This window comes from Thermomonas sp. (genome assembly GCF_041919455.1).
Classification (GTDB): Bacteria; Pseudomonadota; Gammaproteobacteria; order Xanthomonadales; family Xanthomonadaceae; genus Thermomonas.
The window spans coordinates 53,277-77,628 of sequence record NZ_JAYRTQ010000005.1; the positions used below are offsets into that span (position 1 = coordinate 53,277).

Below are 24,352 nucleotides of genomic sequence, written 5' to 3' on the forward strand. Positions count from 1 at the left end.
GCATGAAGATCGCCGACCTCGCCGGCAAGCGGGTCGCCCTGTGGGGCTGGGGGCGCGAGGGTCGCGCGGCTTACACCGCGTTGCGCGCCCGGCTGCCTGGTCAATCGCTGGCCCTGTTCTGCAGCGAAGCCGAAGCCGCCGATGCAGTGGCATCGAACGATCCATTGCTCGTCATCGAACACGCAGCGACCGGCGAACGCCTCGGTACGTTCCACATGGTGGTGAAGTCGCCCGGCATCAGCCCGAACACGCCGGACGCGCTGGAGGCCGCGTCGCACGGCACGCGCTTCATCGGCGGCACCGCGTTGTGGTTCGGCGAGCGCGCCGATGCCCACGGCGATATCGCCAACGCCATTTGCGTCACAGGCACCAAGGGCAAGAGCACCACGTCATCGCTGCTGGCGCACCTGCTGCGCGCCGGCGGCCTGCGCACGGCGCTGGCCGGCAACATCGGCCTGCCGTTGCTGGAACTGCTGGATGACCGGGCCGACGCTTGGGCCATCGAGTTGTCCAGCTACCAGACCCGGGACGTGGCTGCGTCCGGTGCGCGCCCGCGCATCGCCATCGTCACCAACCTGCATCCCGAGCACCTGGACTGGCACGGCAGCGAGGCGCGCTACATCGCCGACAAGCTGGCGCTGGTGACCGAAGCGCGCCCGCACATCGCCGTGCTCAATGCCGCCGATCGTCGCCTGGCCGCACTGTCGTTGCCTGATTCGGAAATCCACTGGTACGGCGATGCGCGCGGCTGGCATTTGCGCGATGACGCGCTGTATCGCGCCGATGCCTTGGTGATGGACACCACATCGCTGCCGCTGCCGGGCTGGCACAACCGCAGCAACCTGTGCGCGGTGCTCACCGCGCTGGAAGCATTCGGCCTGGATGCGGCTGCGCTGGCAGCGCATGCGGCGACGTTCCAGCCTTTGCCCAATCGCCTGCAGCCGATCGGCACGCGCGACGGCATCCTCTACGTCAACGATTCGATCAGCACCACGCCGATGGCCACGCTGGCCGCGCTGGCGTTGTACCGCGATCGCCCGGTCGCGTTGCTGGTGGGTGGGCACGACCGTGGGCTGCCATGGGACGACTTCGCGGAGGCGATGCGCACGCAGGCACCGCGCACGATCGTGACGATGGGGCAGAACGGCCCGCGCATTCGCGCGTTGCTGGAGCCGGTTGCGAAGCAGGCGGATTTTGCGCTGTCGTCGGCCAGCGATCTTTCCGATGCGATGGTGCAGGCGCGTGGTGCGCTGGCCGACGACGGGGTGCTGCTGTTGTCGCCGGGCGCGCCGAGTTTCGGCATGTACCGCGACTACGTGGCGCGCGGTCGCCACTTCGCCGAACTCGCCGGCTTCGATCCGGAGATGATTTCCGGGATCTCGGGGATGGGGATCGCCTGAGCGCGACCGGGTTCGAAGATTCGCGGATCGGCCCCAGGAAGTTCACGCATGTTGAATCCGGTCGGGTTAGCGTATGCGGACTTCCCCCGGAGTTGCCGCCATGCGCCGTTCCCTGCTGGTCCTCGGATTGTTGCTCGCCACTGCCCCCGCGCTAGCCGCCATGCAGGCGAAACCGATCGAATGGAAGGTCGGCAAGGAGCGTTTCAGCGGTTACGTGGTCTACGACGATGCCTCGAAGGACAAGCGCCCCGGCCTGGTGATGGTGCCGAACTGGATGGGCGTGACCAAGGACTCGGTCGAACGCGCGAAGGCCATTGCCGGAGACGATTACGTGATCCTGATCGCCGACGTATACGGCAAGGGCAACCGGCCGAAGAATGCGAAGCAGGCCGGCGCACTCGCGGGAAGCTTGCGCGGCGACGACCGTACGCGCCTGCGCGCACGCATGCAGGGCGCGCTGGCCACGCTCAAGGCCCAGGCGGCGAAGGTGCCGCTGGATGCGGACAGGATCGGGGCATTCGGTTTCTGCTTCGGCGGTTCCGCGGTGCTGGAGCTCGCGCGCGCCGGAGGCGAGCTGGCCGGCGTGGTCAGCCTGCATGGTGGGCTGGCACCGGGCGTCAAGTCCGCGACCGCCGCAGAAGTGAAAGCACCGGTACTCGTGCTCAATGGTGCCGACGACAAGGCGGTGAGCGACGCCGACATCCTCGCGTTCGAACAGGAAATGGACGGGGCCGGCGCGGACTGGCAGTTCGTCGACTTCAGCGGCGCGGTGCATTGCTTCGCCGAGCCGAGTGCCGGCAACGATCCGTCCACCAATTGCGCTTACGACGAACGCGCGGCCAAGCGCGCCTATCGGATGATGGACGACTTCTTCGAAGAGCGTTTCGACACTGCGGATTGATCGCCGGCCAGTAGCGTGTCGTCGGAAATAGTGCGTTGATGGTTCCCGGGTGCGCTGAGCTTACCCGGGCTACGAAATGCTTGCTGTTGTAGCCCGGATAAGGCCGAAGGCCGCATCCGGGGAATTGCTTACCCGGGCTACGAAAGGCGGCATGACCCGCGGCTTTTGTAGCCCGGATAAGGCCGAAGGCCGCATCCGGGGAATTGCGCGACTCAGTGGTCGCGGCTGACCGAGTAGTGCGCCAGCCCGCGCAGGGCGGCGACATGGTCGTTGTCACTCAAACCGGACAGTGCGGCTTCCGCGTCGCGTGCATACCGCAGCGCGCAGTCGCGGCTGTAGTCCAGGCTGCCGCAGGCGTGGATCGCGGCCATGACCTGCGGCAGCGCGCCGGTATCGCCCTGCTGGATCGCCGCGCGCAACACGGCTTGCGTTGCGGCGTCGCTGTGCTGCATCGCGTGGATGAGCGGCACGGTGGCCTTGCCTTCAGCCAGGTCGTCGCCCAGGTTCTTGCCCAGCGTTTCCGCGTCGGAGGCGTAGTCGAGCACGTCGTCGGCGATCTGGAAGGCGTAGCCCAGCGCCATGCCGTAGCGATGCATGGCATCGCACGTCGCGGCATCGGCACCGGCCAACAACGCGCCCAGTCGCGTCGCAGCGGCGAACAGCACCGCGGTCTTGCGTTCGATCACCCGCAGGTAGGCGGCCTCATTGGTGTCGGGGTTGCGCACGTGCAGCAGTTGCAGCACCTCGCCCTCGGCGATGGTGTTGGTGGTGTTGGCCAGGAGTTGCTGCACGTCCATGCGTTCCAGTTCCACCATCAGCTGGAAGCTGCGCGAATACAGGAAGTCGCCGACCAGCACGCTGGCCGCATTGCCCCACACCGCATTCGCGGTCTTGCGGCCGCGGCGCAGGTCGGACTCGTCGACCACGTCGTCGTGCAGCAGGGTGGAGGTGTGGATGAACTCCACCACCGCCGCCAGCTGGTGGACGTCGGTACTGCGATGACCGAGCGCGCCGGCCGTGAGCAGCAGCAGCATCGGCCGCAGCCGCTTGCCGCCGGCGCCGATGATGTACTCGGCCACCTGGTTGATCAGCACCACGTCCGAAGCCAGCCGCTGGCGGATCAACGCATCCATCGCCGCCATCTCCGGGGCGGCCAGGGCCTGGATCGCGGGCAGGGCGAGTCGACGTGGGGTTTGCGCGGCGGTGTCGTGCATGGGCGGTCGCTTCAGCGGATGCCGAATTATAAGCCGCAGCCGCCGTGGCCGGCCCCGGTCGCCGCGTGGCGGGCTTATCCCGGCAGCAGGGCGGCTTCCGAGGCGGTCTGCGACATGCGCTTCTGCACCTCGTCGCGCATCTGCGCCAGTTCGCCGCCGATCTGCTGGCGCTTGGCCATGCCCTCGCGATGGATCTCGCGCACTTCCTCGACGGTCTGGATCAGCTTGTCGTGGACGTGGCGCAGGGTCTCGATGTCGATCACCGAGCGCTGGTTGGCCTTGGCCGTGCCCACCGACGTGGCATGCACCAGGTCGGCGTTCTTGCGCATCAGTTCGTTGCTGGCATCGTCGATCGCGTTGGCCAGGTCGACCGCGTTGCGCTGGTCGGCCAGCGACAGCTGGATCGCGAACTGGTTTCGCCACATCGGGATGGTGATGTCGCGAACCGCGCTGAATTTCTCGATGAGCTGGATCGCGTTGGCCTGGATCAGCCGGATCATCGGCAGGGTCTGGTCGGCGGCGTGCTGCAGCACCTGCAGGTCTGAGACGCGCTTGTCGAGCAGGCGCAGCGCGGTGTCCAGTTCGGCGCGCTGGATCCGGCTCTGCGGATCGTCCTGTCCGGCGAGTGCGGACAGGTCCTGCTGCAGTTCGGCGATGCGCACCCGGCCGGCGGCCACGTGGATACCCAGTGCGTGGCGTTCCTCAAGCACGATGCCGTGCATCTGGTCGTATTCGCGCACGCGCTGCTGCTGGGTGGCCTGGGTCTGGCCGACGTCGCGCATCAGCTGGTCGATCTGGCTGTTGGTCGAGCTGTACTTCTGCACCAGGTCGTCGCGCGTGGCCTTCAGCTTGTCGATCAGCGGGCCCAGGATCGGCAGCTTGGAGCGCTCGCCGAATGAGTCCAGGTTGAGGCTGCGCGCGATGCGCACCACTTCGCCGAGCTTCTCCCCGGAGTTGTCGAGGTCCGCATTGCGCACCTTGTCGAGCAACTGGGTGGAGAAGCTGCTGGTCTTGCCTGCCGCTTCGCGGCCGTAGCCATGCAGGTTGCCGGGCGTGATGTCCTGCAACGCCCGCGAGGTTTCCTGGATCTTGCCGATGTCGGCGCTGGTCAGGCCCAGGTCGAGCAACGCTTTCTCGTCCAGCGCGGCCGGCAGCAGGGACGTGGATTCGGGGTTGTGCGTGGTCATGGCGACTCCTGGGCGGCTGCGTGCGTTGGGGTTGCGGTTGGCGATTGCGTGAGGCCGGTGATGCCGGATTCGATCGATGCCACCAGCGTGGCGGCATCGCGCATCCGTGCTGCATCGTCCCGTCCTGCCAATGCAGCGCGATGCTGGACCAGCAGGCCTTCGACCTGCGGCAGCATGTGCTGATAACGGGCCGACAGTGCCTGCCCATTCTGCACCAGCACGCCGAGCTGGGTGGCAGTGAGCGTGCAGCCGAGGCGGCTGGATTCGAGCAGGCGCAGGCGCGTGTGATGGGTGGATGGATCCGATGTGGTGGAAGCAAGGCCGGCGATGGCCGCATCGAATCCAGCGGCCAGCCCGGACAGGCGATCGCGCAACGAAGCAAGCGTGTGGTTGTGGCGTTCGAGTGCCTCGCCACGCTGGCGCGCCTGCAACACCAGCAGCGCGAGTTGCTCGCGCAGGGCGGTGGACTGCGCCTGCAGTTCGATGTCCCGGCCGAGCAGGCGGCCGAAGAAACCCACGCTTTTCCGCAAGGCACCCGCATCGGTCGACAACAGCACGGTGCGCAGGTCGCGCAGGGTCGCCTGGATGTCGTGCGCGGGCGACTGCAACGAAGCCGCCTCAGCCTGTGCGCGGCGCGCGGCATCGAGCAGGCTGGCGTCGTCGCGTGGAGTCTCCAGCGCGCTCATGACCCGTCGGTTTCGCCAGGCGGCTTCGCCCCGTCCGCTTTCCTCGCGTCCTCGGCCGCCTTGAACTTCAGCGCGCTGATGGTCCTCTCGAACGCACGTTCCTCTGGCGTGCGGATGCGCGGCATGACCCGCTCAGCCGCATCGCGCGGCGCCGCGTTCGGCATGCCGCCGGCCTTCAGCGCCTCGACCAGTTCCAGCAGCGCCGAATGCAGGTGGTCCTGCCGCGCCAGGGTGCGCTCCAGGCCGTCGAGCAGCGGCTGGTGGGCGCTGCGCAGCAGGTCGCCGACGGGTGGCGCGGACGCTGCAACTGCGGCAGTGCTGGCCGTCGGCGTGGCGATGCGCGCCAGTGCGTCCAGCAACTCGCTCCAGGGCGGCGGTTGTGGTGAGACGGGCGCGGGTTCATCGCGCAGGCCCTGCAGGCCACCGGCGATGTCGGCCAGCTGCGCGACCATGCGCCCGCCGACATCGGCATCGTCCGCGCCCATCGCCTTGTTGCGCAGGAAGTCGGCCTTGATCTGCGCCCAGCGCGCCTGCTGGTCCGGCGTCATCCGGTCAAGCAGTTCGCCGAGCTTGAGCAGGTTTTCCTCGGCACCTTGGGTGAGCAGTTGCGACTCGCCGAGGTAATGGTCGGCGATGACCTGGCGGAGCTCGGCATCGTTCATCACCGGCGAGATCTTTTCCGCCAGCTTGTTCATGTTGCGGTAGCTGCCCTGCAGCTTGAACGGTGGTTCCACGCGGTACTTGTCCGCCTGCGCGGCGCTGGCGATGTATTGCATGTTGACCTTGAACACCACTTCGCGGACCTGCAGCATCTTCTGCAGCACACCGACGATCTCGTTGATCTCGGCGCCGCTGTAGGCATGCGTCAGTGCATTGGTGGAGACCTCGCGGCCGCGCGCCTTGTCGACCAGCAGGTAGAGGTCGGCGAGATCGCGCGTGGCCAGCGGCGCGAGCACCGCATTGGAGGTAAGGCTGTTCTCGATGTAGCTGAGCAGGAACGTGTCTTCCATGCCGCCGAGCACGTCGCCCAAGTTGTAGATGTCGGCGCGGTTGGCCAGCATGTCCGGGATCTTGAAGGCCTCGCCGGACTCGGTGTACGGGTTGCCGGCCATCACCACCGCGAACTTGCGTCCGCGCAGGTCGTAGGTGCGGGTGTTGCCGCGCCACACGCCTTCGATGCGACGGGTGCCGTCGCACAGCGAGATGAACTTCTGCAGGAATTCCGGATGGGTGTGCTGGATGTCGTCGACATACAGCATCACGTTGTTGCCCATCTCCAGCGCGAGATTCAACTTCTCCAATTCCTGGCGCGAGGTCGCGTCCGGCGCCTGCGCCGGGTCCAGTGAGCGCACCTGGTGGCCCAGCGACGGCCCGTTGATCTTCATGAAGACCAGGCCCAGCCGGTGCGCCACGTATTCCATCAGCGTGGTCTTGCCGTAGCCGGGCGGGGAGATCAGCATCAGCAGGCCCATCAGGTCGCTGCGCTTGTCTTCCCCGACCGTGCCCATCTGCTTGGCGAGGTTGTCGCCGATCACGCGCAGGTAGACGTCGTTGATCAGCTTGTTGCGCACGAAGCTGGTCAGTGGCCGCGCCTTGAATTCCGACAGGCGCATCGTCTCGCGCTCGCGCTGCACGATGCGCGCGCGCACCTCCTGGTAGCGGCGGAATGCCGGGAGGAAGGTCGCCTGGTGCTGGCGCAGGCGCGATTGCAGGTCGTCGATGGCCAGGTGCAAGGTGCCGTCGACGATGCGCGCATGCTGCCCGAGCAGGCCGCTCGCATCCGCCATCAGGCGAACGTCAACGATGCGGTGCGGCAGCTTCGGGCCGTGCAGGTGCAGCGCCGCCGCTTCATGCGCGTAGGCGGCGAGGGCCGCATGTTCCGGACGTGCGACCAGTGCCTGCAGCCACTGCAGCAGCAACGACCATTGCGCGCCCGGACGATCCTGCAGGCGTTCCAGCGCCTGCTTGAACAAATCTTCGCTGCCGCTGGCGGCCAGTTGCACGCGCAGCGCATCGAGCAGGTTCGCCGCGTAGCGCGTAAACGGCAGTTGGTCGGATTCCACGGTGATCGCGGCGATCAGGAACGTGGCGGCTTCGGCCTGGAGTCCATCTGCCAGTGGCAAGGCCTGTTCGGCGCGGAACTGTGCGACGGCGTCGGCGAGTTCATTCGCCAACGCGGTCGTCGCGGTCGCGTCCTGCAGGTGGCTGCGCACCGCCTTCGCATTGCGGATGCGTTCCAGCCAGCCGGTTTCAGGCGTGGCTTGGGCGTGCTGCCAGAACGCGGCGGCCAATGCGCGTGCATCGGCGGCATGCACCAGCGGACCCGCCGGGCGATAGAGTGGCACCACCGCGCGCAGGATCAACGCGGCATCGTGGTCGTGGATGCCTTTCTCGTAGCCGTCACGATAGCGCGCGGAGGCGAATTCGCGCACGCGCGTCGCCAACGCGTCGGGATCGCCAACAAGGCGTTCCAGGGTGTCGATATCGAGGCCGTCACGGCCGGCCAGCGCGGCATCGAGCAGTTGCCCGGCCAGGTATTCGCCGCGATACAGGTCCGGTGATTCGGATTCAAGCGTGACCTGCCAGAACGCACGCAACGCGGCGAGTTCCGGGTCGTGCAGCGGCGCCATGTAGTCGGTGCCGGTGAGGTGCACGGCCATGTCCTCGCCGCGCGGCAGCAGGGTCAGGTCGAGTGGCTGGGTGTTGACGCTGAAGCGGTGGCGCGGGCCCAGCTTGATGACGTTGCCGCCTTCCTCGAACAGGTCGCTGCGGTCGCGCAGCCCGCGCACGGCCTGGTCGCGCGCGGCCTTGATCCGCGATTCGATGTCGTCGGCCTTGACCGAGTCCTTCAGCGTGCGCAGGCGCTCGGCCAGCTCGCGCAGCTTCATCACCAGCGCATCGCCGGCAAAGAACGCATTGAGCTCGTCGGGATTGGTGAAGCGCTCGGTGCGTCGGCCAAGACCGTCGAAGATGCGATTGGCGGCATCGAGCACCGACCGCGCCTTGCGCTGGCGCTCGTCCATCAGCGCCTGGCGATGGGTCTCGAAGGTTTCCAGCAGTTCCTCGCGCTTGCCGAGGATGTCGCCGAGGAATTGTTCGTGCTCGCCGAACTGGCCCTCCAGTTCCTCCAGCTGCACCATCAGCCGCGAGAGCTGTTCGTCAGCGCGTTCCGGCGTGGTCGCCATGTCCAGCGCGCTGGCGACCGCCTGTGCGAACAGCGAGAACTGCGCACCGAACTGCGCCACCGCCTCGGCGGAGCCCAGGGTCTTGCGCTTCTGCTCGGCGCGCGCGCGCGCCTGGTTCAACCTAGCGTACAGGGCGGAGATCGCATCGACCACGCGGGTGCGCTGGGTGGCGTCGTCGACCTTCAGGCTGGCCATCAGCTCGGACAGGCGGTCGAGGTCGGCCGACATCGCCTGCATGCCGGCGAGTTGCTCGCCGAGCTGGGTGGCGGTCTGCGCTTTCTGCGCCTGTTCGTCCAGCGCCTGCAACGCCTGCTGCAGCGGCAGCAGGGCCTTGTCGCCGGCCAGGAAGTTGCCGGTCGCCACGCCCACGCGCTCGCTGGCCTGCTGCAGCTCGACACCCATCGCGTCGATCGCGGCGGTATCGATGTAGCGGTAATCGCGAATCGTCAGCAGGTGGCCGCGCTGCGCGGTGATCTCCGCCAGCGCATCGACGAAGGTCTGGATGCCGGTCCAGCCGTCGGGCTGCAGGCGACCGAGCAGGGCGCGCTGGGTCGCGCGCGCGCGGGTCATCGCAGCTTCCGACTGGCGCCGGACGTCCTGCACCTTGGCGAATTCGTCGAGCACCGATTCGCCGGTCGCGGCGATCTCATGGAGCAGGGTGGACAGGCCGCCGCATTGCGCGTCGTCGATCCAGTGGTGGATGTCGAACAGGCGCCGTGTGTTGTGCGCCAGCAGTTCGTAGCGCGCGGCGGAGACATCCTCGCGCTCGATGTCGCGGCCGAGGTCGAGCAGGTTGGACACTGCGCGCACCAGTTCGGCATTGCCGATCCGGCCCATGAAGCTGGTGCCCGGCGGACGGGCCGCCACGTATTCGTCGGAGGCGAACGGGGTCTGCCAGACCTGCATCTGGTGGACGCGGGTCGGGTCGTCGCTCTCGGCGTGGAAGAGCACCATGCGGCCGTCGTGCAGGCGTGCGTAACCGTGCGCGAGCACCGGCGGCTGCAGCCGGCGCTGGATCATGTTGTAGACCAGCAGCGCGGACAGGCCGGAGTCGCGCTCGTAGAACACATAGAGCACGTCCTCGCCGTTCGGCGAGCGGATCATCCGCTTGTACTGCATGCCCTGCACGGCGGCGTCGAAGGCCTTGTGCTCGCCGTTCTGCAGGTAATAGCCGCCGGGAAAAATGATGCCGTGGTCTTCCGGCAACTGGATGCAGGCCTGGACGATCGCGTCCTGGCGCACCGCCTTGCCGGTCAATGTGTTGTAGACCAGCCCGCGCCAGGTGGTCTCGCGGTAGGGCAGCACCTTCAGCAGGATCAGCGCACCGACCCTGGCGAAATGGATCTGCGCATCGTCGAGCGATTGCGTTTCGTCCTCGACCGATTCGCTGTAGATGCCGGCGCCGGTCTCGGTGTTGTTCTCGACCTTGAGGGTGAGGTCGCCGCCGGTGGTCTCGACGAACAGGGTGTCGAGGATGTTGAGGTGCGGGAAGCGCCCGCTGACTTCCAGCGACTTGGTGGCGCGGATCCATTCGAAGTCGAACGGTGGCGGCAGCGCGATGTCGCGTTCGCCGCGCGCGTCGATGTAGCCGACCTCCCCGCTGCTGGCGATCGACCAGCGGAACACGCGCACGTCGTTCGCGTTGAGGCCGATCTGGAACGCGGCCAGCAGCTTGCCGTCGCGCACGATCAGCTGCAGCAGCCGCGCGTCCTTGTAGTACGCATAGAGTTCGGTGAAGTCGCGGATGAAGCCGGCATCGCCGAGGAAGCTGCCCGCGTGGTCGACCGGGGTGACGTCGTAGCCATCGCCGACCTCGACCAGGCGGTACAGGCCGAACACGTCGGACACGCTGGTAGTCGACTTCAGGCCCATGAAGACGTTGAAGCCGAACAGCAGCATGTCGCCGACCTGGACGATGTCGCGGCCCACGCAGTTGTGCTCGCTGCGGATGCGCAAGCGGCCGACCAGCTCCATCTTGCTGTCGCCGAATTCCTGCAGGCGCTGCGCATTGATGCCTTGCGCGATCGCCTGCAGTTTCTGGCCCTGCTCGCCCAGCCGGCGCCGCAGCACTTCGTACGCGCCGCCCTGCGCGACCGCCTGGTCGACCAGCGAGTCGCCGCCCGTCGCCTGCTTGTCCGTGCCGTCCGTCATCCCTGCATCCTTTCCATGGCGTCGTGTGCCAGCGCTTCAATGCGGGCAATCGCGCCAATGCATGCCCGCAACCGCGTCACGCGTTGTCTGCGTCGTTGGCCAGCGCCGGACGCAGTTCCACCCCGGCGACCTTGGACAGCAACTGCTGCAGGATGGGGCTGTGCTGCGCCAGGCCCTCCATCGCCTTGCCCAGCGACACGCCCTTGGTCAGCGCATCGAACACGCCGCCGTCGCCGCCGATCAGTTCGATGTTGGCACCGCGCAGCGCTTCGCCCAGTACCTCGGCATTCTCCTTCGACACCTGGCGGCCGGCCTCGATCGATGCCAGTGCCTGCTTCAGCCCGGTCTCCAGCGCCATCCGGAATTCCTCGTGGCTGCGCGACTCGAGGCTCATCTTGTCCATCGCGTCGAACTTGGACGTCAGGCCCTCGGCTTCCGCGGCCATGCGCTTGCCGATCGAGGTCGCCTCTGCATCGCCCATCGCCTGCGTGGCATCGGCCTGGGCGCGGCCCATCTGCGCCTTGTTCTCCGCCTCGGCACGGCCCATCTGCGCCTTGCCGTCCGCTTCCGCGGCCAGCCGTTCGGCCAGCACCTTGGCGTCCGCGCTGCCCTGCTTGTAGTTGGCCTGCGCCTTGGCCTCGATCACCCGCGCCTCGGCCACGCCGACCTTCTCCACCGCCGCCGCATTCGCTTCGCGCACCTGCGCGTCCGCCAGGCCAGGCGCGGCGCGTTCGGCGCGCACGCCATCGGCCAGCATCTTCTTGGCTTCGGCCTGCTTGTTGGCGGCCAGCAATTCGGCATCGGCCAGCGTGGTCATCTCGACCGCGCGGTGCTTCGCCGCGGTTTCCGCCGCCTCGGCGGCCTTCACTTCCTTGACCAGGACTTCCTGCGCGTCGGCTTCCGCCTGCAGGATGGTGACCTGCTTGGCGCGGTCGGCCTCCGCCACCTCGCGGGTTTCCTTGATCTTCTCCTGGGCGATGGCGACGGTCTGGTCGATGACCGTGCGCTCGCGGACGATGTTGGCGACCTCCATGCGGCCGTTCTCGACCGCCTTGTCGCGCTCGACGCCCTGCAACTGCACTTCGCGATCGGTGGTGACCTTCTCCAGTTGCTTGGCGCGCTCGACGCGCTCCTGCTCGATGGTCACCGCGCGCTGGCGGTTCTGCTCGGCCACTTCGACCTGGCGCAGCTGTTCCTGCTCGCGGATCTTGATCAGTTCGTCGGACTGCAGGCGTGCGTTCTCGGAGATCAATCGCTGCTCTTCGCGCACGCGCGCGGTCTCGGCTTCCTCGCGGGCCTGCACGGATTCGATCTCACGCTTCTGGCGGGCTTCCGCCTCGGCCTGCTGACGCTCGAGCGCGAGCAGCGCTTCACGGGCGCTGACGTTCTTCTGGGTGATCTGCAGCTTCTCGTCCTGCTCCAGTTCGTTGGTCTTGACGTTCTGCAGCGCGGTCAGTTCGGTGATCTTGCGGATGCCTTCGGCATCCAGGATGTTGTTGTGATCGAGCAGGTTCTTGGGCGTCTGCTCGAGGTAGTCGATGGCCACGTCCTCCAGCACGTAGCCATTGAGGTCGTTGCCGATGACCTTGACGATCTCGTCGCGGAATTCCTGGCGCTTCTCGAACAGGTCGGTGAACTCGAACTTCTTGCCGACCGTCTTCAGCGCCTCGGAGAACTTGGCGTTGAACAGTTCATCCACCGCGTTCTTGTCGGAGGCGCGGTCCGCGCCGATCGCCTTGGCCACGCGCAGCACGTCGGCCTGGGTTTCGTTGACGCGCAGGTAGAACGCCACGGTGATGTCGGCGCGCATGTTGTCCTTGCAGATCAGGCCTTCCTTGCCGCGGCGATCCACCTGCAGGGTGATCAGGCTGATCTTCATCAATTCGGCGCGGTAGAGGACCGGCACGATCAGCGCACCGGTGAAGTGCACCTTCGGCTGCGAGCTCATGTCGTTGACGATCAGGGCGGTGCCCTGGTCGACCTTCTTGTAGAAAGCCTTGAACAGGCCCATCAGGCCGAAAATGAACACCAGCAGGACGCCGAGGCCGACGAGGAAGGGTGCGATTTGAGCGAAGGTCATGGAAAGCTCCAGTGGCGTGCTTGATGGTGCCTAGTGCGCGTTGAACTGCGATTCGGAAATGACGAGATAGGTATTGGCGTTGGCGTCGTGCTCCAGCAGGACCACGCGGTCGCCGCGGACGAAGCGTTCCGGCGGCACAACCCGCACTTGCAGGATCAGGCCGGCACCGCCATCGGCGAATTCGGCGCGGCCTTGGTTGGCGTCGACCTCGGGCGATATCACCGTGCCGGCGCGGCCGAGGAGGCTGGGCGCGACCGGCGGACGCAGCTTGACCAGCAGCTTGCGCACCGGCCGCAGCAACAGCGAGGTGACGAACACGCCGGGCACCAGGGCGCCGACCAGGGTGGCGATGCCGCCGAGCAGGCGCAGCGGCGCCGGCAGGTGTTGCAGCACCAGCAGGTGCACGAAGTACGTGGCCATCCAGCCGAAGAACGACAGCACGGTGAGCACGATCATGATCGGCACGCCGCCCAGCCCGAGGCGGGCCAGCAGGCCGGCGCTGTCGGTGGCATGGTGGCTGTCGCCGCCGCCATCGCCACTCAACAGGCCGTCGATCGCGTCGATGTCGACCAGTCCCGTTGCGGCCAGCAACCAGTAGACGACGCAGAACGCCAGCAGGATGCTGTAGGGCAGCGTGGGGAAGGTCAGCGCGGTGTGCAGGAATTCGGTCATGCGGCGTCCGGGTCAGCGCTTGGCGGTCGAGGGCGAAGGGGCTTTCGGCTTGATGCGTCTGGCGATGCGTTCCAGGACCTGGTCGGCCGCATCGCCCGCCGCCTCCTTCGGGGAAACGGGCGTGGCACGGGAATCCGGCCCGCCCGTGGCCTTGCGCTGGCGTGCGCGTTGCGCCGGTGCCAGCGCCGGTTCCGGATGCGCGGTCTCCGTGGATCGGCGCCGCGCCACGCTGGCCTGCGCCTGTTGCAGGCTGGCGCTTGCGCGCAGCGTATCGACCTGGTGTTTCAAACGGCGCAGCTGGTGTTCGCCCTGTTCGAGCACGTGCGCCAGTTCGGTTTCCCTGGCCTGCAGGGATTCCGCACGCTCGCGCTCCTCGTCCCGGTGGGACTGCAACGCCACGATCCGCTCCGCGGCCTCGCGCGCCTGGGTGCGCTTGCGCGTGTGCAGCGCCTGCTCGGCCTCTGCGGTGAGCGCGGCGATGCGCGTGCGCAGGTCCTGCTCGTGTTGCTCGCCGACGATGCGGGCGGCCTTGGTACTGGCGATGTCGGCGCGCACCCGATGCAGGGTGTCATCGAGGTCGCGGATGTCCTGGTCCAGCTGGCGCTCGACCTTGTCGCCGAACAGCGCATCGGAGACGCCGGCGACGTCCTCGCCCAGCCTCGCCAGCCATTGTCCGAGCAGGCCCGACATCACGCCGCCGATTCCGCGGGCAGCAGGTAGCCGGCGAAGGCGTCGGTGGCGCCCAGCACGTTTTCCGCCAGGGTCTCGATTTCGAACATCAGGCTGGCCAGCCGCGAATGCGCGTCGAGCGCGCCGAACATGATGTAGCCGGGGACGCCGGCGACGGCCTGCACGGCAATGGTGGAGAGCGGCAGCAGCTTCTGCGTGCGCAGCACGTGCAGGTTGAACAGGGCGGGGTCGGCGACCATCGCCACCGGCCACAGGTAGGCCTCGACGATGATCTGCCCGCCGACTGCGGCGACGAACAGCGACAGGTCGCCATGTTCGCGGAGGACCAGGTGCAGGCTCGGCTCCGCGCCCTCGATGGTCTCGATGCCGATCAGCCCGTCGCGGACCGCGCTGGTCTCGCCCAGTGCATGGCGGATCGTGGCGATGGTCCAGCCGGCCTCGGCGTGCATGGGTGCTGCCGAGTCGCGCTCGGGGTCGCGCATGGACTTTTCGATGGCGGCCAGCTCCGCTGCGTACTCGGGGCGGATCCACACGTCCTTCTTGACCAGGCCTTGCTCGCGCAGCCGCTCCCGATACCTGCGCTGGTGCTCGGTGGAGGTCTTCGGGGTGGCTTGACCATCTTTCATGTAATTGAATCTATTTCTTACATGAAAGATCGTCAAGCGGTTTCTGGCGAGGATCCCGCCAGCTCCGTCGTGGAGGCCTGCCGGGTGTGCGTGGATTTCCTACCTAGTCCCACGGCGCCGCCCGACTGCGCCGGGGCCGGCCGCTATACTCCACTGTCAGTCGTCCGATCCGGACGAAACCGAGTCGAGGAAGAACATGGCACGCGGCGTGAACAAGGTGATCCTGGTCGGCAACCTGGGCAACGACCCCGAGGTGAAGTACACGCAGGGCGGCATGGCGATCACCAAGGTCAGCCTGGCCACCAGTTCGGTCCGCAAGGACAAGGACGGCAACCAGCAGGAAAAGACAGAGTGGCATCGGGTGACCTTCTTCGGCAAGCTCGGCGAGATCGCCGGCGAGTACCTGAAGAAGGGCTCGCAGGTCTACGTCGAAGGACGGATCACCTACAGCGAGACGACCGGCGACGACGGCCAGAAGCGCTACTTCACCGACATCGTGGCAGACGAGATGCAGATGCTCGGCGGCCGTGAAGGCGGTGCCGCGGGTGGTGGCGGTGGCGCGCCGCGCGAAGGCGGCTTCCAGCGCAGTGGCGGGGGAGGCGGCGGCAGCTACGGCAGCGGCGGCGATCGCCAGCAGCGCGCACCGGCCCAGCGTCGCGATCCCGCGCCGGCCAAGCCGGCCAACTTCGACGACGTGCCGTTCGACGACGACATCCCGTTCTGATGTGCCGCGGCCTGCCTGGCGGGCCTCCTCATCGCCCAACGCAGGGAAGCTGACAAGCATGACGACGTGGCTCGTGACCGGCGGCGCCGGTTTCATCGGCGGCAATTTCGTATTGGCTGCCGTGCGCGATGGCATCAAGGTGGTGAACCTGGATGCGCTGACGTATGCGGGCAACCGCGACACCCTGGCCTCGCTGGACGGCGACGACAATCACGTCTTCGTGCATGGCGACATCGGTGACCGTGCCCTGGTCGCACGGCTGCTGGCCGAATATCGCCCCGACGCGGTGGTGAATTTCGCCGCGGAAAGCCATGTCGATCGTTCCATCGATGGCCCGGCGGCATTCATCCAGACCAACGTGGTCGGCACCCTGGCCTTGCTGGAAGCCGTGCGCGACCACTGGAAATCGCTGGAAGGCGAGGCGAAGGGGGCATTCCGCTTCCTGCATGTGTCCACCGACGAGGTCTATGGCTCGCTAGGCGAAACCGGCGCCTTCAGCGAGACCACGCCGTACGCGCCCAATTCGCCGTACTCCGCGTCGAAGGCCGCGTCCGATCATCTGGTCCGCGCCTTCCATCACACCTACGGCCTACCCACGCTCACCACCAACTGCAGCAACAATTACGGGCCGTACCACTTCCCGGAGAAGCTCATCCCGCTGGTGATCGCCAAGGCGCTGGCCGGCGAACCGTTGCCCGTCTATGGCGACGGCAAGCAGGTGCGCGACTGGCTGTTCGTCGCCGACCACTGCCGGGCGATCCGCACAGTGCTGGCGAACGGTCGGGTGGGTGAGACCTACAACGTCGGCGGCAATGCCGAGAAGCAGAACATCGAGGTCGTGCACGCGATCTGCGCGCTGCTCGACCAGCGCCGCCCGCGCGAGGACGGACAGCCGCGCGCATCGCAGGTGACGTACGTCGCCGATCGCCCGGGCCACGACCGCCGCTACGCGATCGATGCCTCGAAACTGCGCGGCGAGCTGGGTTGGGCGCCGGAATACACCTTCGAGCGCGGCATCGCCGAAACCGTGGACTGGTATCTCGCCCACCAGGACTGGGTCCGGCGCGTGCTCGACGGCTCGTATCGGCTGGAACGCATCGGGCGAGGCGGCGCGTGACAGCGGACGCCACCAAGGCGTCTGCCGTACCGCCGAGCGCCCTGCCGTGGATGGCCGGGCAGGGTTGTCGCGAGGCGAATTTGCCACGCCATGGATGGCAACGAATCAATGCGGAGTCGCACTGATGCAACGCAAGGGCATCATCCTGGCCGGTGGTTCCGGCACGCGGCTGTATCCGATCACCAAGGCGGTCAGCAAGCAGCTGCTGCCGGTGTTCGACAAGCCGATGATCTATTACCCGCTCAGCGTGTTGATGCTGGCCGGCATCCGCGAGGTGCTGGTCATCAACACCCCGCATGAGCAGGCCCTGTTCCAACACCTGTTGGGCGACGGCTCGCAGTGGGGGATGACGATCGAGTACGCCGCGCAACCCAGCCCGGACGGCTTGGCGCAGGCGTTCCTGATCGGCCGCGAGTTCCTCGCCGGCGGCCCCAGTTGCCTGGTGCTGGGCGACAACATCTTCCACGGCCACGGCCTGACCGAGCTGTTGAAGCGGGCCGATGCACGCGCCGATGGCGCGACCGTGTTCGGCTACTGGGTGCGCGATCCGGAGCGTTACGGTGTGGCCGAATTCGATGCGGCCGGCAAGGTCGTCGGGCTCGAAGAAAAGCCCGCGCAGCCCAAGTCGAGCTATGCGGTCACCGGCCTGTATTTCTACGACGGCCGTGCCAGCGATTTCGCGGCGGGCCTGACGCCTTCGCCGCGCGGCGAATTGGAGATCACCGACCTCAATCGCTGCTATCTCGACGATGGCTCGCTGCAACTGGAAAAGATGGGCCGCGGCTACGCCTGGCTCGACACCGGCACGCACGAGTCGCTGGTCGAGGCCTCGACCTTCATCGAGACCATCGAGAAGCGCCAGGGCCTGCGGGTGAGCTGCCCGGAGGAAATCGCCTACTTCAACGGCTGGATCGATGCCGACCAGTTGCGCGAACTCGCACGGCCGCTGGCCAAGAACGGCTATGGCCAGTACCTGCTCGGCCTGCTCGAACACGGGCGCGTCGAATGAAGGTGATCAAGACCAGGCTGCCGGGCTGCGTGGTGATCGAACCGGCGGTGTTCGGCGACGAACGCGGCTTCTTCTACGAAGGCTGGAATGCCGCACGCTTCGCCGAGCATGGCTTGCCCACGCAGTTCGTCCAGCACAACGTCTCGCGCTCGCAGCGTGGCGTGCTGCGCGGCCTGCATTACCAGTGGCCCGACAGCGTGCAGGGCAAGCTGGTCAGCGTGCTCGAAGGCGAGGTCTACGACGTCGCCGTCGACATCCGCCAGGGCTCGCCCACGTTCGGGCAGCACGCGGCGGCACTCCTGAGCGCGGACAACAAGCGTCATTTCTGGATCCCGGAAGGATTCGCGCACGGCTTCCTCACGCTCAGCGAGAGCGCCGTGTTCACCTATCTCTGCACTGCGCCCTACGACCGCGCCAGCGACAACTCGCTGCGCTGGGACGACCCGCAACTCGCCATCGACTGGCCACTGGCGGAGGCATCGCTGTCGCCCAAGGATGCGGTTGCGCCCCTGCTTGCGGACCTCGCGGCGGAGCGCCTGCCGGTCTACATCGCACCGTGAAACTGCTGTTGCTCGGCGGCAATGGCCAGGTCGGTCGCGAACTGCGGCGCAGCCTGGCGCCGCTCGGCGAACTCGTCGTCGCCACCCGCGACGGCAAGGATGCGGATGTCGCTGCTGATTTCGATGCACCGGCATCACTCGCCGCCGTGATCGCGCAGGTCGCGCCGGACGTGGTGGTGAATGCCGCCGCCTACACCGCCGTCGACAAGGCCGAGGGCGACATCGAAGCCGCGTTCCGCGCCAATGCCGAAGCGCCTGCGGCCATCGCCGACGCATGCGCCGCGAGCGGTGCGCTGCTGGTGCATTACTCGACCGACTACGTGTTCGATGGCGGGGCATCGCAGCCGTATCGCGAGGACGACGCCACCGCTCCGCTCGGCGTGTACGGCGCCAGCAAGCTGGCAGGCGAGGACGCGATCCGCGCCAGCGGCGCGCGCCACGTGATCCTGCGCACGGCCTGGGTGTATGCCTCGCATGGCAGGAATTTCCTGTTGACGATGCTGCGGCTGGCGAATGAGCGCGACGAACTGCGCGTGGTCGCCGACCAGGTCGGTGCGCCGACGTCCGCCGCGTGGATCGCCGATGCGACCGCGGACCTCATTCTTCATGGCGTGACCGAGGCCGGCACCTGGCACCTGGTCGCCGCGGGGCAAACCAGTTGGCATGGGTTCGCCAGCGCGATCATGGAGGACGCGCATGCGCTCGGGTTGCTCGCGCGCATGCCGAGGGTGGTGCCGATCGCGACCGCGGAATTCCCGACGCCGGCCAAGCGGCCCGCTTACTCGGTGCTGGACACGACGCAGCTGCGTGAGGATTTCGGCATCGTGCCGCCGGCGTGGCGTGAGGGTTTGCGCGCGACCTTGCGGGGACTCGTCAGGTCCGCGTAGCGGAAATGGGGTCAGAGTGAAGTTTTGCGACCGGCATTCGCGAACGATGCTGACGACATCGACGCAAAATTCACTCTGACCCCATTTCCGGGATGCCCATGTGCTGCGCCCGCAAAACTCTACTCTGACCCCATTTTTCGCTTCCAACGAAGCGCCGGCTGCTCGATCGCGAACCACGACGCCGCCGCCAACGTACCGGCCAGCAACGTCGCCCACAGCACGTTGTGCATCGGCCCACCCGGCGAAAACTGCTGCACCAGTTGCGCCGCCGGCCAGCCGTACAGATACAGGCCGTAGGACAGGTCGTTGCGACGGATCAGCGGCAGCGTCGGCACGAAGGCCAGCCACAGCGTGCCGTAGCAGGCGATGGCGAAGTAGGGCAGGTGGAACCACGGCGTGCCGCGCGCAAGCAAGGCGATGCCCAGCAACGCGACCAACGGCCAGGCGCCCAGGCGGATGCGTTCGCGATGCAGCCAGCACAGGGTGCCGGTGATGAAGAAGGCCGTGCACCAGACATAATTCGCCAGCCATTCGGGCAGCGGGTTGCGCCACGCGGCGAAGGCATACGCCGCGGCCATCGCGATTGCCCACAACGGCGTGTAGCGACGCGCGGTGAGGACGCCGAGCAGGCTGGCCACCAGCAAGGCCAGGTAGAGCCGCGCCTCGATCGGCAGTGTCCACAGCGAGCCGTTCACCGCCTGCTGCGGCAGCGCCTGAAACACGCCGGGCAGCGTGTACCGGCTCGCCCACAGCGAACTGTTCGCCCACAGGTAGTCCCACGTCATCGGATCGCGCCAGTAGTCGTCCGCGGTGGTCAGCAGCGGCCCGAGCACGAACACGCTGAGCGCCACGCACACCACCAGCGCCGGCAGGATCCGCAGCGCGCGTGAGGCCAGGTAGCTGCGCACATCGTTGCGGGCGAGGCTCGCCGCGATCAGGAACCCGCTGATGAAGAAGAACACGTCCACCGCCACGCCGCCGGCGAACTTGAACCGGGTGAGGTGCGTGACGAGGTCGCCTCCCGCGCTGCCGGTGATCGCCCACGCATGGCCGTAGATCACCAGCCACGCCGCGAACAGGCGGATCAGGTTGAAGTTGTTGCGGCCGCTGCTCCAGGCATCGGCGAGGGCGATCGACCTCATGCCGAGGCGAATCGCCAATGCCAGGGCTCATGCACGATCCCGTGCGGGTTGCCGCGCGGATAGCTCATGGCGAACCCGTGGCCGCCGGCATGCGCCTGCAGCCATTCGAATGCGGGTGTTGCCTCGAACGATTCTTCGGCAGGCGGTTCGCCGGGCGTGCCGATGTCGAGCGCACAACCGCCGTGGTGCTCGGAATAGCCGGGGGCGGCATTCACGGCCAGGATGTCGTCGATCGACAGGCCACGCGCAAGCTTGCGGTCGAAGATGCCCAGTTGGTAATCGTGGCTGCGGTAGCCGGAGATCGCGTCCAGCAGGACGTCGTCGCGCGCCGCCGCATCGTGCATGCGCAACCACGCGCGGGCGGCATCGATGCGCAGCCACAGCGCGCGCCGGTAGCGATCGAACCCGGCGAACGCGAGCCAGTCGGGTTCGGCGACGAGCGCCAGGCCGGTGCGTGCCTCGTAGGCGTCGGCATCGATGCCGAGCGCGTCCAGTCGTTCCTGCAGGCGGTGCAACGGAAGTTCGCCGACGTGGTCGATGCCGTTGCGCGTACCCAGCGGCGATGCCTCGAGCGCGTCAAGTGCGGCGTCCAGCCCCGGCTCGCGTTGCAATCCCGGCAGCAGCGGCAGCAGACCTTCGGAAAGATCGGCTGCCAGGTAGGCGCCATCGCGCTTGCGCCGCAACACATGCCGCGCACGCGACAGCGCCCGTGCATCGTGGTTGCTGCGCGCGCGCAGAAGACCGCCGGGCCAGAGTTCGATGTCCGGCGTGTTGAGCAGGACGGCCTTCAGCGGAACGGGGGGCGTGCGTGGCATCCGCGAAGCATAGGCCGTGACTGCCCCGGCGTCAGCCGCGCGAGGCCTTGAGCGCGTCCAGGAGTGCCTGCGGCTGCTCCAGGCTGAGCAGCATCTGATCCTTGCCGTCGCGCAGCGGCAGCCACAGCACGCGGTGGCGATCGGTGAGCAGGCAGAAGGCCCTGCCGAATTTCTCGCGCAGGCGGAAGCGGCCGGCGTGGAAGCCCGGCATCGACATGCCGCCCGTCTTGACGACCGGGCGCAGTTCGGTGCGTTCGGCGAGGTCGACGACGCGGGCGCGCTCCAGGTCCAGTTGCGCGACGGCGACGCGTTGGCGGAACAGGGCGGCGCGTACCTCCAGCACGCCGTCGTGCAGTTCGACCACGCGGCGTTTCATCGCGGCCAGGAGCATCGCGAAGACCAACGGCACGATCACCAGCACCGGGACGATCCCGGCCGTCCGCAGCTGCTCGCCGGAGAGATGCATGCCGACGACGATTCCCAGCGGCAGCAGCACGCCCATTCCGGCCAGCCACAGCCATGCATATGCAGGCGGCGGGGTGACCGCGAACGAACGTGATGCCGGTGGCGCAGGCTTCATGGCTCAGCGCGCCTTGATCCACGCGGCCACGTCGTCGATGAGCGTTGCATCGACGTGGTTGGGCTGCTGGTATTCGGCCAGGGTGCCATCGCCTTCGCCGGGCATGGCGAGGTGGTTGAGCGTCTCGTAGAGCTTGAAGCTGACCTTCGGGTCGGCATGGAACGCACCGCGCCAGCCCTGCCAGTCGGCATCGACCACCTGGATGTCGCGCGCACCCTGCAGCACCAGCATCGGCAAGCCGACCGACTTCGCTTCGGCGACCGGATCCACGCTGTCGATGCTGCGCCAGTAACCCGCCGGCAGGCCCATCACGGTCTTCGTCGCGGGGTCGGTCGCGGCATCGCGGGTGATGCGCACCTGCTGGATGATCGCGGTGATTGCGTCGCGTTCGGCGTCGCTGGTCTTGCCATCGTCGAGCACGGCGAGGCGGCGGTTCTGTTCGATGACGATGTCGAGCAGCGACCGCGCCGGTGCGGCCAGCAGCACCAGCCCGGCGACGTGGCCGGAGACCGCGGCGATCCGCGGCGCCATCATCCCGCCCTGGCTGTGGCCGAGCACGAACACGCGCTTCGGGTCGATGCCGTCGATGCCGCGCAGGGTGGCCACCGCCTGCACCGCGTCGTTGGTGGTTTCCTCGTCCACGCCGAACATGCCGCTGGCAAAGTCCTGGGGACGCGCCTTGGAGCGCTTCTCGTAGCGCAGCACGGCGATGCCCTGCGCGGCCAGGCCGCGGGCGATGTCGAGGAAGGGCTTGTTCGGGCCGATGGTTTCGTCGCGGTCGTGCGGACCGGAGCCGTGCACCAGCACCACGGCGGGGAACGAACCATCGCCTTTCGGCAGCGCCAGCGTGGCGGGCAGGGCGCGGTCGTCGCCGCCGACCATGACCTCGCGCTCGCTGAAGCTCGCATCCTCGGCCACCGGGGGCGCGGAAGCCGGCGCCGCCGCGGCCTGCGCGGGCTGGATCATGAAGCCAACGATCTTGCCGCCGCCTTCAATGGCGAATTTCGCCATCAGTTCGGCCTTCTCGAAATGCAACGGCACCTGGACCAGCGTGCTGCCTGCCTGTTCCATCGTTTGCGCGTCGCCGCGGCCGGTCGCCTTGCCGACCTGCGCCGGCAGCGATTCCCATACCGCCTTCAGCTTGTCTGCAGGCACGGCCTTGGCCATGTCGGCATCGAACATCGCCTCGACCTGGGCGTATTCGCCGGCATCCATGTGGTCGAGCGCGCGGATGGCGATGGCCTTGCCATCGACCGCCTGTGCACGCGCCGGCAGCGACATCGCGAGGCCTGCGCCCAGGGCGAGCAGCAACAGCGAGGCGATGGCGATGCGGCCGACCAACTGGCGACCGCGTGCCGGGCCGTAACGGCGTTCGATCATGTGGACGATGTGCAGCATGTGGTTCTCCCCGGATGTGCGTGGATCGTCGGCGCTCAGGCCGGCTTCTTGAGGTAGAGGACGGTCGAGGCGGCGACCTGGGTCACCGAGACCAGTTCCCAGCCCAGTTGCCCGAGCGGTGCGATCAGTTCCTCGATCTTCTTGGGCTTCAGCCCCATCCACTGGGTGATCTCGACCACCTTGTAGTGCCAGCGCGTGCTCGTCATGAGGCGTCTTCCTTCTTCGATGGCGTAGTGGGCAGCCGCCCGGCCTTGCGCAGCGCATCGCGCAGCACGTATTCGATCTGCGCGTTGAGGCTGCGGAGTTCGTCGTCGGCCCAGCGCTGCGCCGCCGCCAGGACGTCGGCGTTGATGCGCAGCGGATAGGCCTTCTTCTCGCTCACGGTCGTGCCGGGCTCAGTACAGCGAGCCGGTGTTGACGATCGGCTGGGTGCTGCGCTCGCCGCAGAGCACGACCAGCAGGTTGCTGACCATCTGCGCCTTGCGCTCCTCGTCCAGTTGCACGACGCCGTTCTTCTGCAACTCGGCCAGGGCCATCTCGACCATGCCCACCGCGCCGGCGACGATCCGCGTGCGCGCGGCGATGATCGCGTTGGCCTGCTGGCGCTGCAGCATCGCTTGGGCGATTTCCGGTGCGTAGGCGAGGTGGCTGATGCGTGCGTCCAGCACTTCGATGCCGGCATCGGCCAGGCGTTCCTGCAGTTCCTGCTTCAGGTGCGCGCCGACTTCATTGGCGTGGCTGCGCAGGGCGAGTTGGCCGTCCTCGTGCTGGTCGTAGGGATAGCTGGTGGCCATCGCGCGCAGGGCGGACTCGGCCTGGATGTGCACGAAGCTCTCGTAGTCGTCGACGTTGTAGACCGCCTCCGATGCGTCCACCACCTGCCACACGATCACCGATGCGATCTCGATCGGGCTGCCGTCCAGCTCGTTGACCTTGAGCTTGCCGCTCTCGAAGTTGCGGATGCGTTGGCTGATCTTCTTCTTGCCGAAGAACGGGTTGTTCCAGCGCAGGCCGTTTTCCTTGACCGTGCCGACGTACTTGCCGAACAGGCTGATCACCGCGGCCTGGTTGGGCTGCACCGTGTACAGGCCGATCAGGCTGAGGAAGGCGATCGTGCCCAGCAGGACCCCGGAGAGGATCTTGACCGGGGACGGCTCGCCGCCGCCCGCGCCCACGCCGGTCAGGAACAGCCACGCGGCGACGGCGGATGCGGCCAGGACGCCCAGCAGGAACGGAATGCCGGGAAGGGAGTGGATGGGGTTTTCTTTCATGGCGGCGTCTCGTCATGGCAGCCCGGAATGGGCGCTTGAGTGAATTGATATCAAATT

Annotated in this window: 22 protein-coding genes; 7 read left to right on the forward strand and 15 right to left on the reverse strand. The window is 67.4% G+C overall.

The genetic code is table 11. The annotated features are described in order from the left end of the window. The first annotated feature begins 2 nt into the window (after positions 1–2). Positions 3–1,400 carry a UDP-N-acetylmuramoyl-L-alanine--D-glutamate ligase gene (gene murD, locus ACE3T8_RS04570; protein WP_374607189.1) on the forward strand — a complete coding sequence of 466 codons (1,398 nt, stop codon included), beginning with the start codon at positions 3–5 and terminating at the stop codon, positions 1,398–1,400. 100 nt (positions 1,401–1,500) lie between these two features. Beyond that, positions 1,501–2,301, forward strand: a complete 801-nt coding sequence (locus tag ACE3T8_RS04575) for a dienelactone hydrolase family protein (RefSeq protein ID WP_374607191.1) — start codon at positions 1,501–1,503, stop codon at positions 2,299–2,301. A 212-nt stretch (positions 2,302–2,513) separates the two neighbouring features. Here the strand turns inward: ACE3T8_RS04575 and ACE3T8_RS04580 are convergent, their stop codons facing one another. The 8 genes from ACE3T8_RS04580 to ACE3T8_RS04615 all read right to left on the reverse strand — a co-directional run bounded on the left by ACE3T8_RS04580 (position 2,514) and on the right by ACE3T8_RS04615 (position 14,792). Beyond that, a complete protein-coding gene (locus tag ACE3T8_RS04580; RefSeq protein ID WP_374607192.1) occupies positions 2,514–3,515 on the reverse strand; it encodes a polyprenyl synthetase family protein in 1,002 nt (333 codons plus the stop codon). A gap of 74 nt (positions 3,516–3,589) precedes the next feature. Further along, positions 3,590–4,702, reverse strand: a complete 1,113-nt coding sequence (locus tag ACE3T8_RS04585; RefSeq protein ID WP_374607193.1) for a toxic anion resistance protein — start codon at positions 4,700–4,702, stop codon at positions 3,590–3,592. After that, entirely contained in the window at positions 4,699–5,388 is a 690-nt protein-coding gene (locus ACE3T8_RS04590; protein WP_374607195.1) for a hypothetical protein, read from the reverse strand. The genes ACE3T8_RS04585 and ACE3T8_RS04590 overlap by 4 nt, the downstream gene beginning before the upstream one ends. After that, on the reverse strand, positions 5,385–10,724 hold the full coding sequence (locus ACE3T8_RS04595) for a DNA repair ATPase (protein ID WP_374607197.1): 5,340 nt from the start codon (positions 10,722–10,724) through the stop codon (positions 5,385–5,387). Before ACE3T8_RS04595 ends, ACE3T8_RS04590 begins: the two co-directional genes overlap by 4 nt. A 76-nt stretch (positions 10,725–10,800) precedes the next feature. Continuing rightward, complete coding sequence (locus ACE3T8_RS04600; RefSeq protein WP_374607199.1) at positions 10,801–12,804, reverse strand: hypothetical protein; 2,004 nt, start codon at positions 12,802–12,804, stop codon at positions 10,801–10,803. 30 nt (positions 12,805–12,834) lie between these two features. Continuing rightward, entirely contained in the window at positions 12,835–13,476 is a 642-nt protein-coding gene (locus ACE3T8_RS04605; RefSeq protein WP_374607200.1) for a hypothetical protein, read from the reverse strand. Positions 13,477–13,488: 12 nt separating this feature from the next. Further along, a complete protein-coding gene (locus ACE3T8_RS04610; protein ID WP_374607202.1) occupies positions 13,489–14,166 on the reverse strand; it encodes a PspA/IM30 family protein in 678 nt (225 codons plus the stop codon). After that, positions 14,166–14,792: a DUF2170 family protein gene (locus ACE3T8_RS04615; protein WP_374607203.1), complete on the reverse strand. Its 627-nt coding sequence runs from the start codon at positions 14,790–14,792 to the stop codon at positions 14,166–14,168. The genes ACE3T8_RS04610 and ACE3T8_RS04615 overlap by 1 nt, the downstream gene beginning before the upstream one ends. Before the next feature lie 196 nt (positions 14,793–14,988). Between ACE3T8_RS04615 and ssb the strand changes: the two genes are divergently transcribed. The 5 genes from ssb (at position 14,989) to rfbD (ending at position 19,089) form a co-directional block, all read left to right on the forward strand. Then, on the forward strand, positions 14,989–15,516 hold the full coding sequence (gene ssb, locus ACE3T8_RS04620) for a single-stranded DNA-binding protein (protein ID WP_374607205.1): 528 nt from the start codon (positions 14,989–14,991) through the stop codon (positions 15,514–15,516). 58 nt (positions 15,517–15,574) lie between these two features. Further along, complete coding sequence (gene rfbB, locus ACE3T8_RS04625; protein WP_374607206.1) at positions 15,575–16,633, forward strand: dTDP-glucose 4,6-dehydratase; 1,059 nt, start codon at positions 15,575–15,577, stop codon at positions 16,631–16,633. A gap of 124 nt (positions 16,634–16,757) precedes the next feature. Further along, positions 16,758–17,642, forward strand: coding sequence for a glucose-1-phosphate thymidylyltransferase RfbA (gene rfbA / locus ACE3T8_RS04630; RefSeq protein ID WP_374607207.1), 885 nt, complete (start codon positions 16,758–16,760; stop codon positions 17,640–17,642). Further along, complete coding sequence (rfbC, locus tag ACE3T8_RS04635) at positions 17,639–18,202, forward strand: dTDP-4-dehydrorhamnose 3,5-epimerase (protein WP_374607208.1); 564 nt, start codon at positions 17,639–17,641, stop codon at positions 18,200–18,202. The genes rfbA and rfbC overlap by 4 nt, the downstream gene beginning before the upstream one ends. Then, positions 18,199–19,089, forward strand: a complete 891-nt coding sequence (rfbD, locus tag ACE3T8_RS04640) for a dTDP-4-dehydrorhamnose reductase (protein WP_374607210.1) — start codon at positions 18,199–18,201, stop codon at positions 19,087–19,089. Before rfbC ends, rfbD begins: the two co-directional genes overlap by 4 nt. Before the next feature lie 119 nt (positions 19,090–19,208). On the opposite strand, the gene ACE3T8_RS04645 is transcribed toward rfbD, so the two are convergent. Genes ACE3T8_RS04645 through ACE3T8_RS04675 form a run of 7 tightly spaced genes read right to left on the reverse strand, consistent with a single transcriptional unit; the run spans position 19,209 to position 24,295 of the window. Continuing rightward, positions 19,209–20,231: an acyltransferase family protein gene (locus ACE3T8_RS04645; protein WP_374607212.1), complete on the reverse strand. Its 1,023-nt coding sequence runs from the start codon at positions 20,229–20,231 to the stop codon at positions 19,209–19,211. Then, positions 20,228–21,046: a M15 family metallopeptidase gene (locus ACE3T8_RS04650; protein WP_374607214.1), complete on the reverse strand. Its 819-nt coding sequence runs from the start codon at positions 21,044–21,046 to the stop codon at positions 20,228–20,230. The genes ACE3T8_RS04645 and ACE3T8_RS04650 overlap by 4 nt, the downstream gene beginning before the upstream one ends. A gap of 31 nt (positions 21,047–21,077) precedes the next feature. Continuing rightward, positions 21,078–21,626: a PH domain-containing protein gene (locus ACE3T8_RS04655; RefSeq protein WP_374607215.1), complete on the reverse strand. Its 549-nt coding sequence runs from the start codon at positions 21,624–21,626 to the stop codon at positions 21,078–21,080. A gap of 3 nt (positions 21,627–21,629) precedes the next feature. After that, positions 21,630–23,024 carry an alpha/beta fold hydrolase gene (locus ACE3T8_RS04660; RefSeq protein WP_374607217.1) on the reverse strand — a complete coding sequence of 465 codons (1,395 nt, stop codon included), beginning with the start codon at positions 23,022–23,024 and terminating at the stop codon, positions 21,630–21,632. A 35-nt stretch (positions 23,025–23,059) separates the two neighbouring features. Further along, positions 23,060–23,230: a DUF4177 domain-containing protein gene (locus ACE3T8_RS04665; protein WP_374607219.1), complete on the reverse strand. Its 171-nt coding sequence runs from the start codon at positions 23,228–23,230 to the stop codon at positions 23,060–23,062. Next, entirely contained in the window at positions 23,227–23,406 is a 180-nt protein-coding gene (locus ACE3T8_RS04670; RefSeq protein WP_374607220.1) for an Arc family DNA binding domain-containing protein, read from the reverse strand. The genes ACE3T8_RS04665 and ACE3T8_RS04670 overlap by 4 nt, the downstream gene beginning before the upstream one ends. A 13-nt stretch (positions 23,407–23,419) precedes the next feature. Next, entirely contained in the window at positions 23,420–24,295 is an 876-nt protein-coding gene (locus ACE3T8_RS04675; protein WP_374607222.1) for an SPFH domain-containing protein, read from the reverse strand. Between the last annotated feature and the right edge of the window lie 57 nt (positions 24,296–24,352).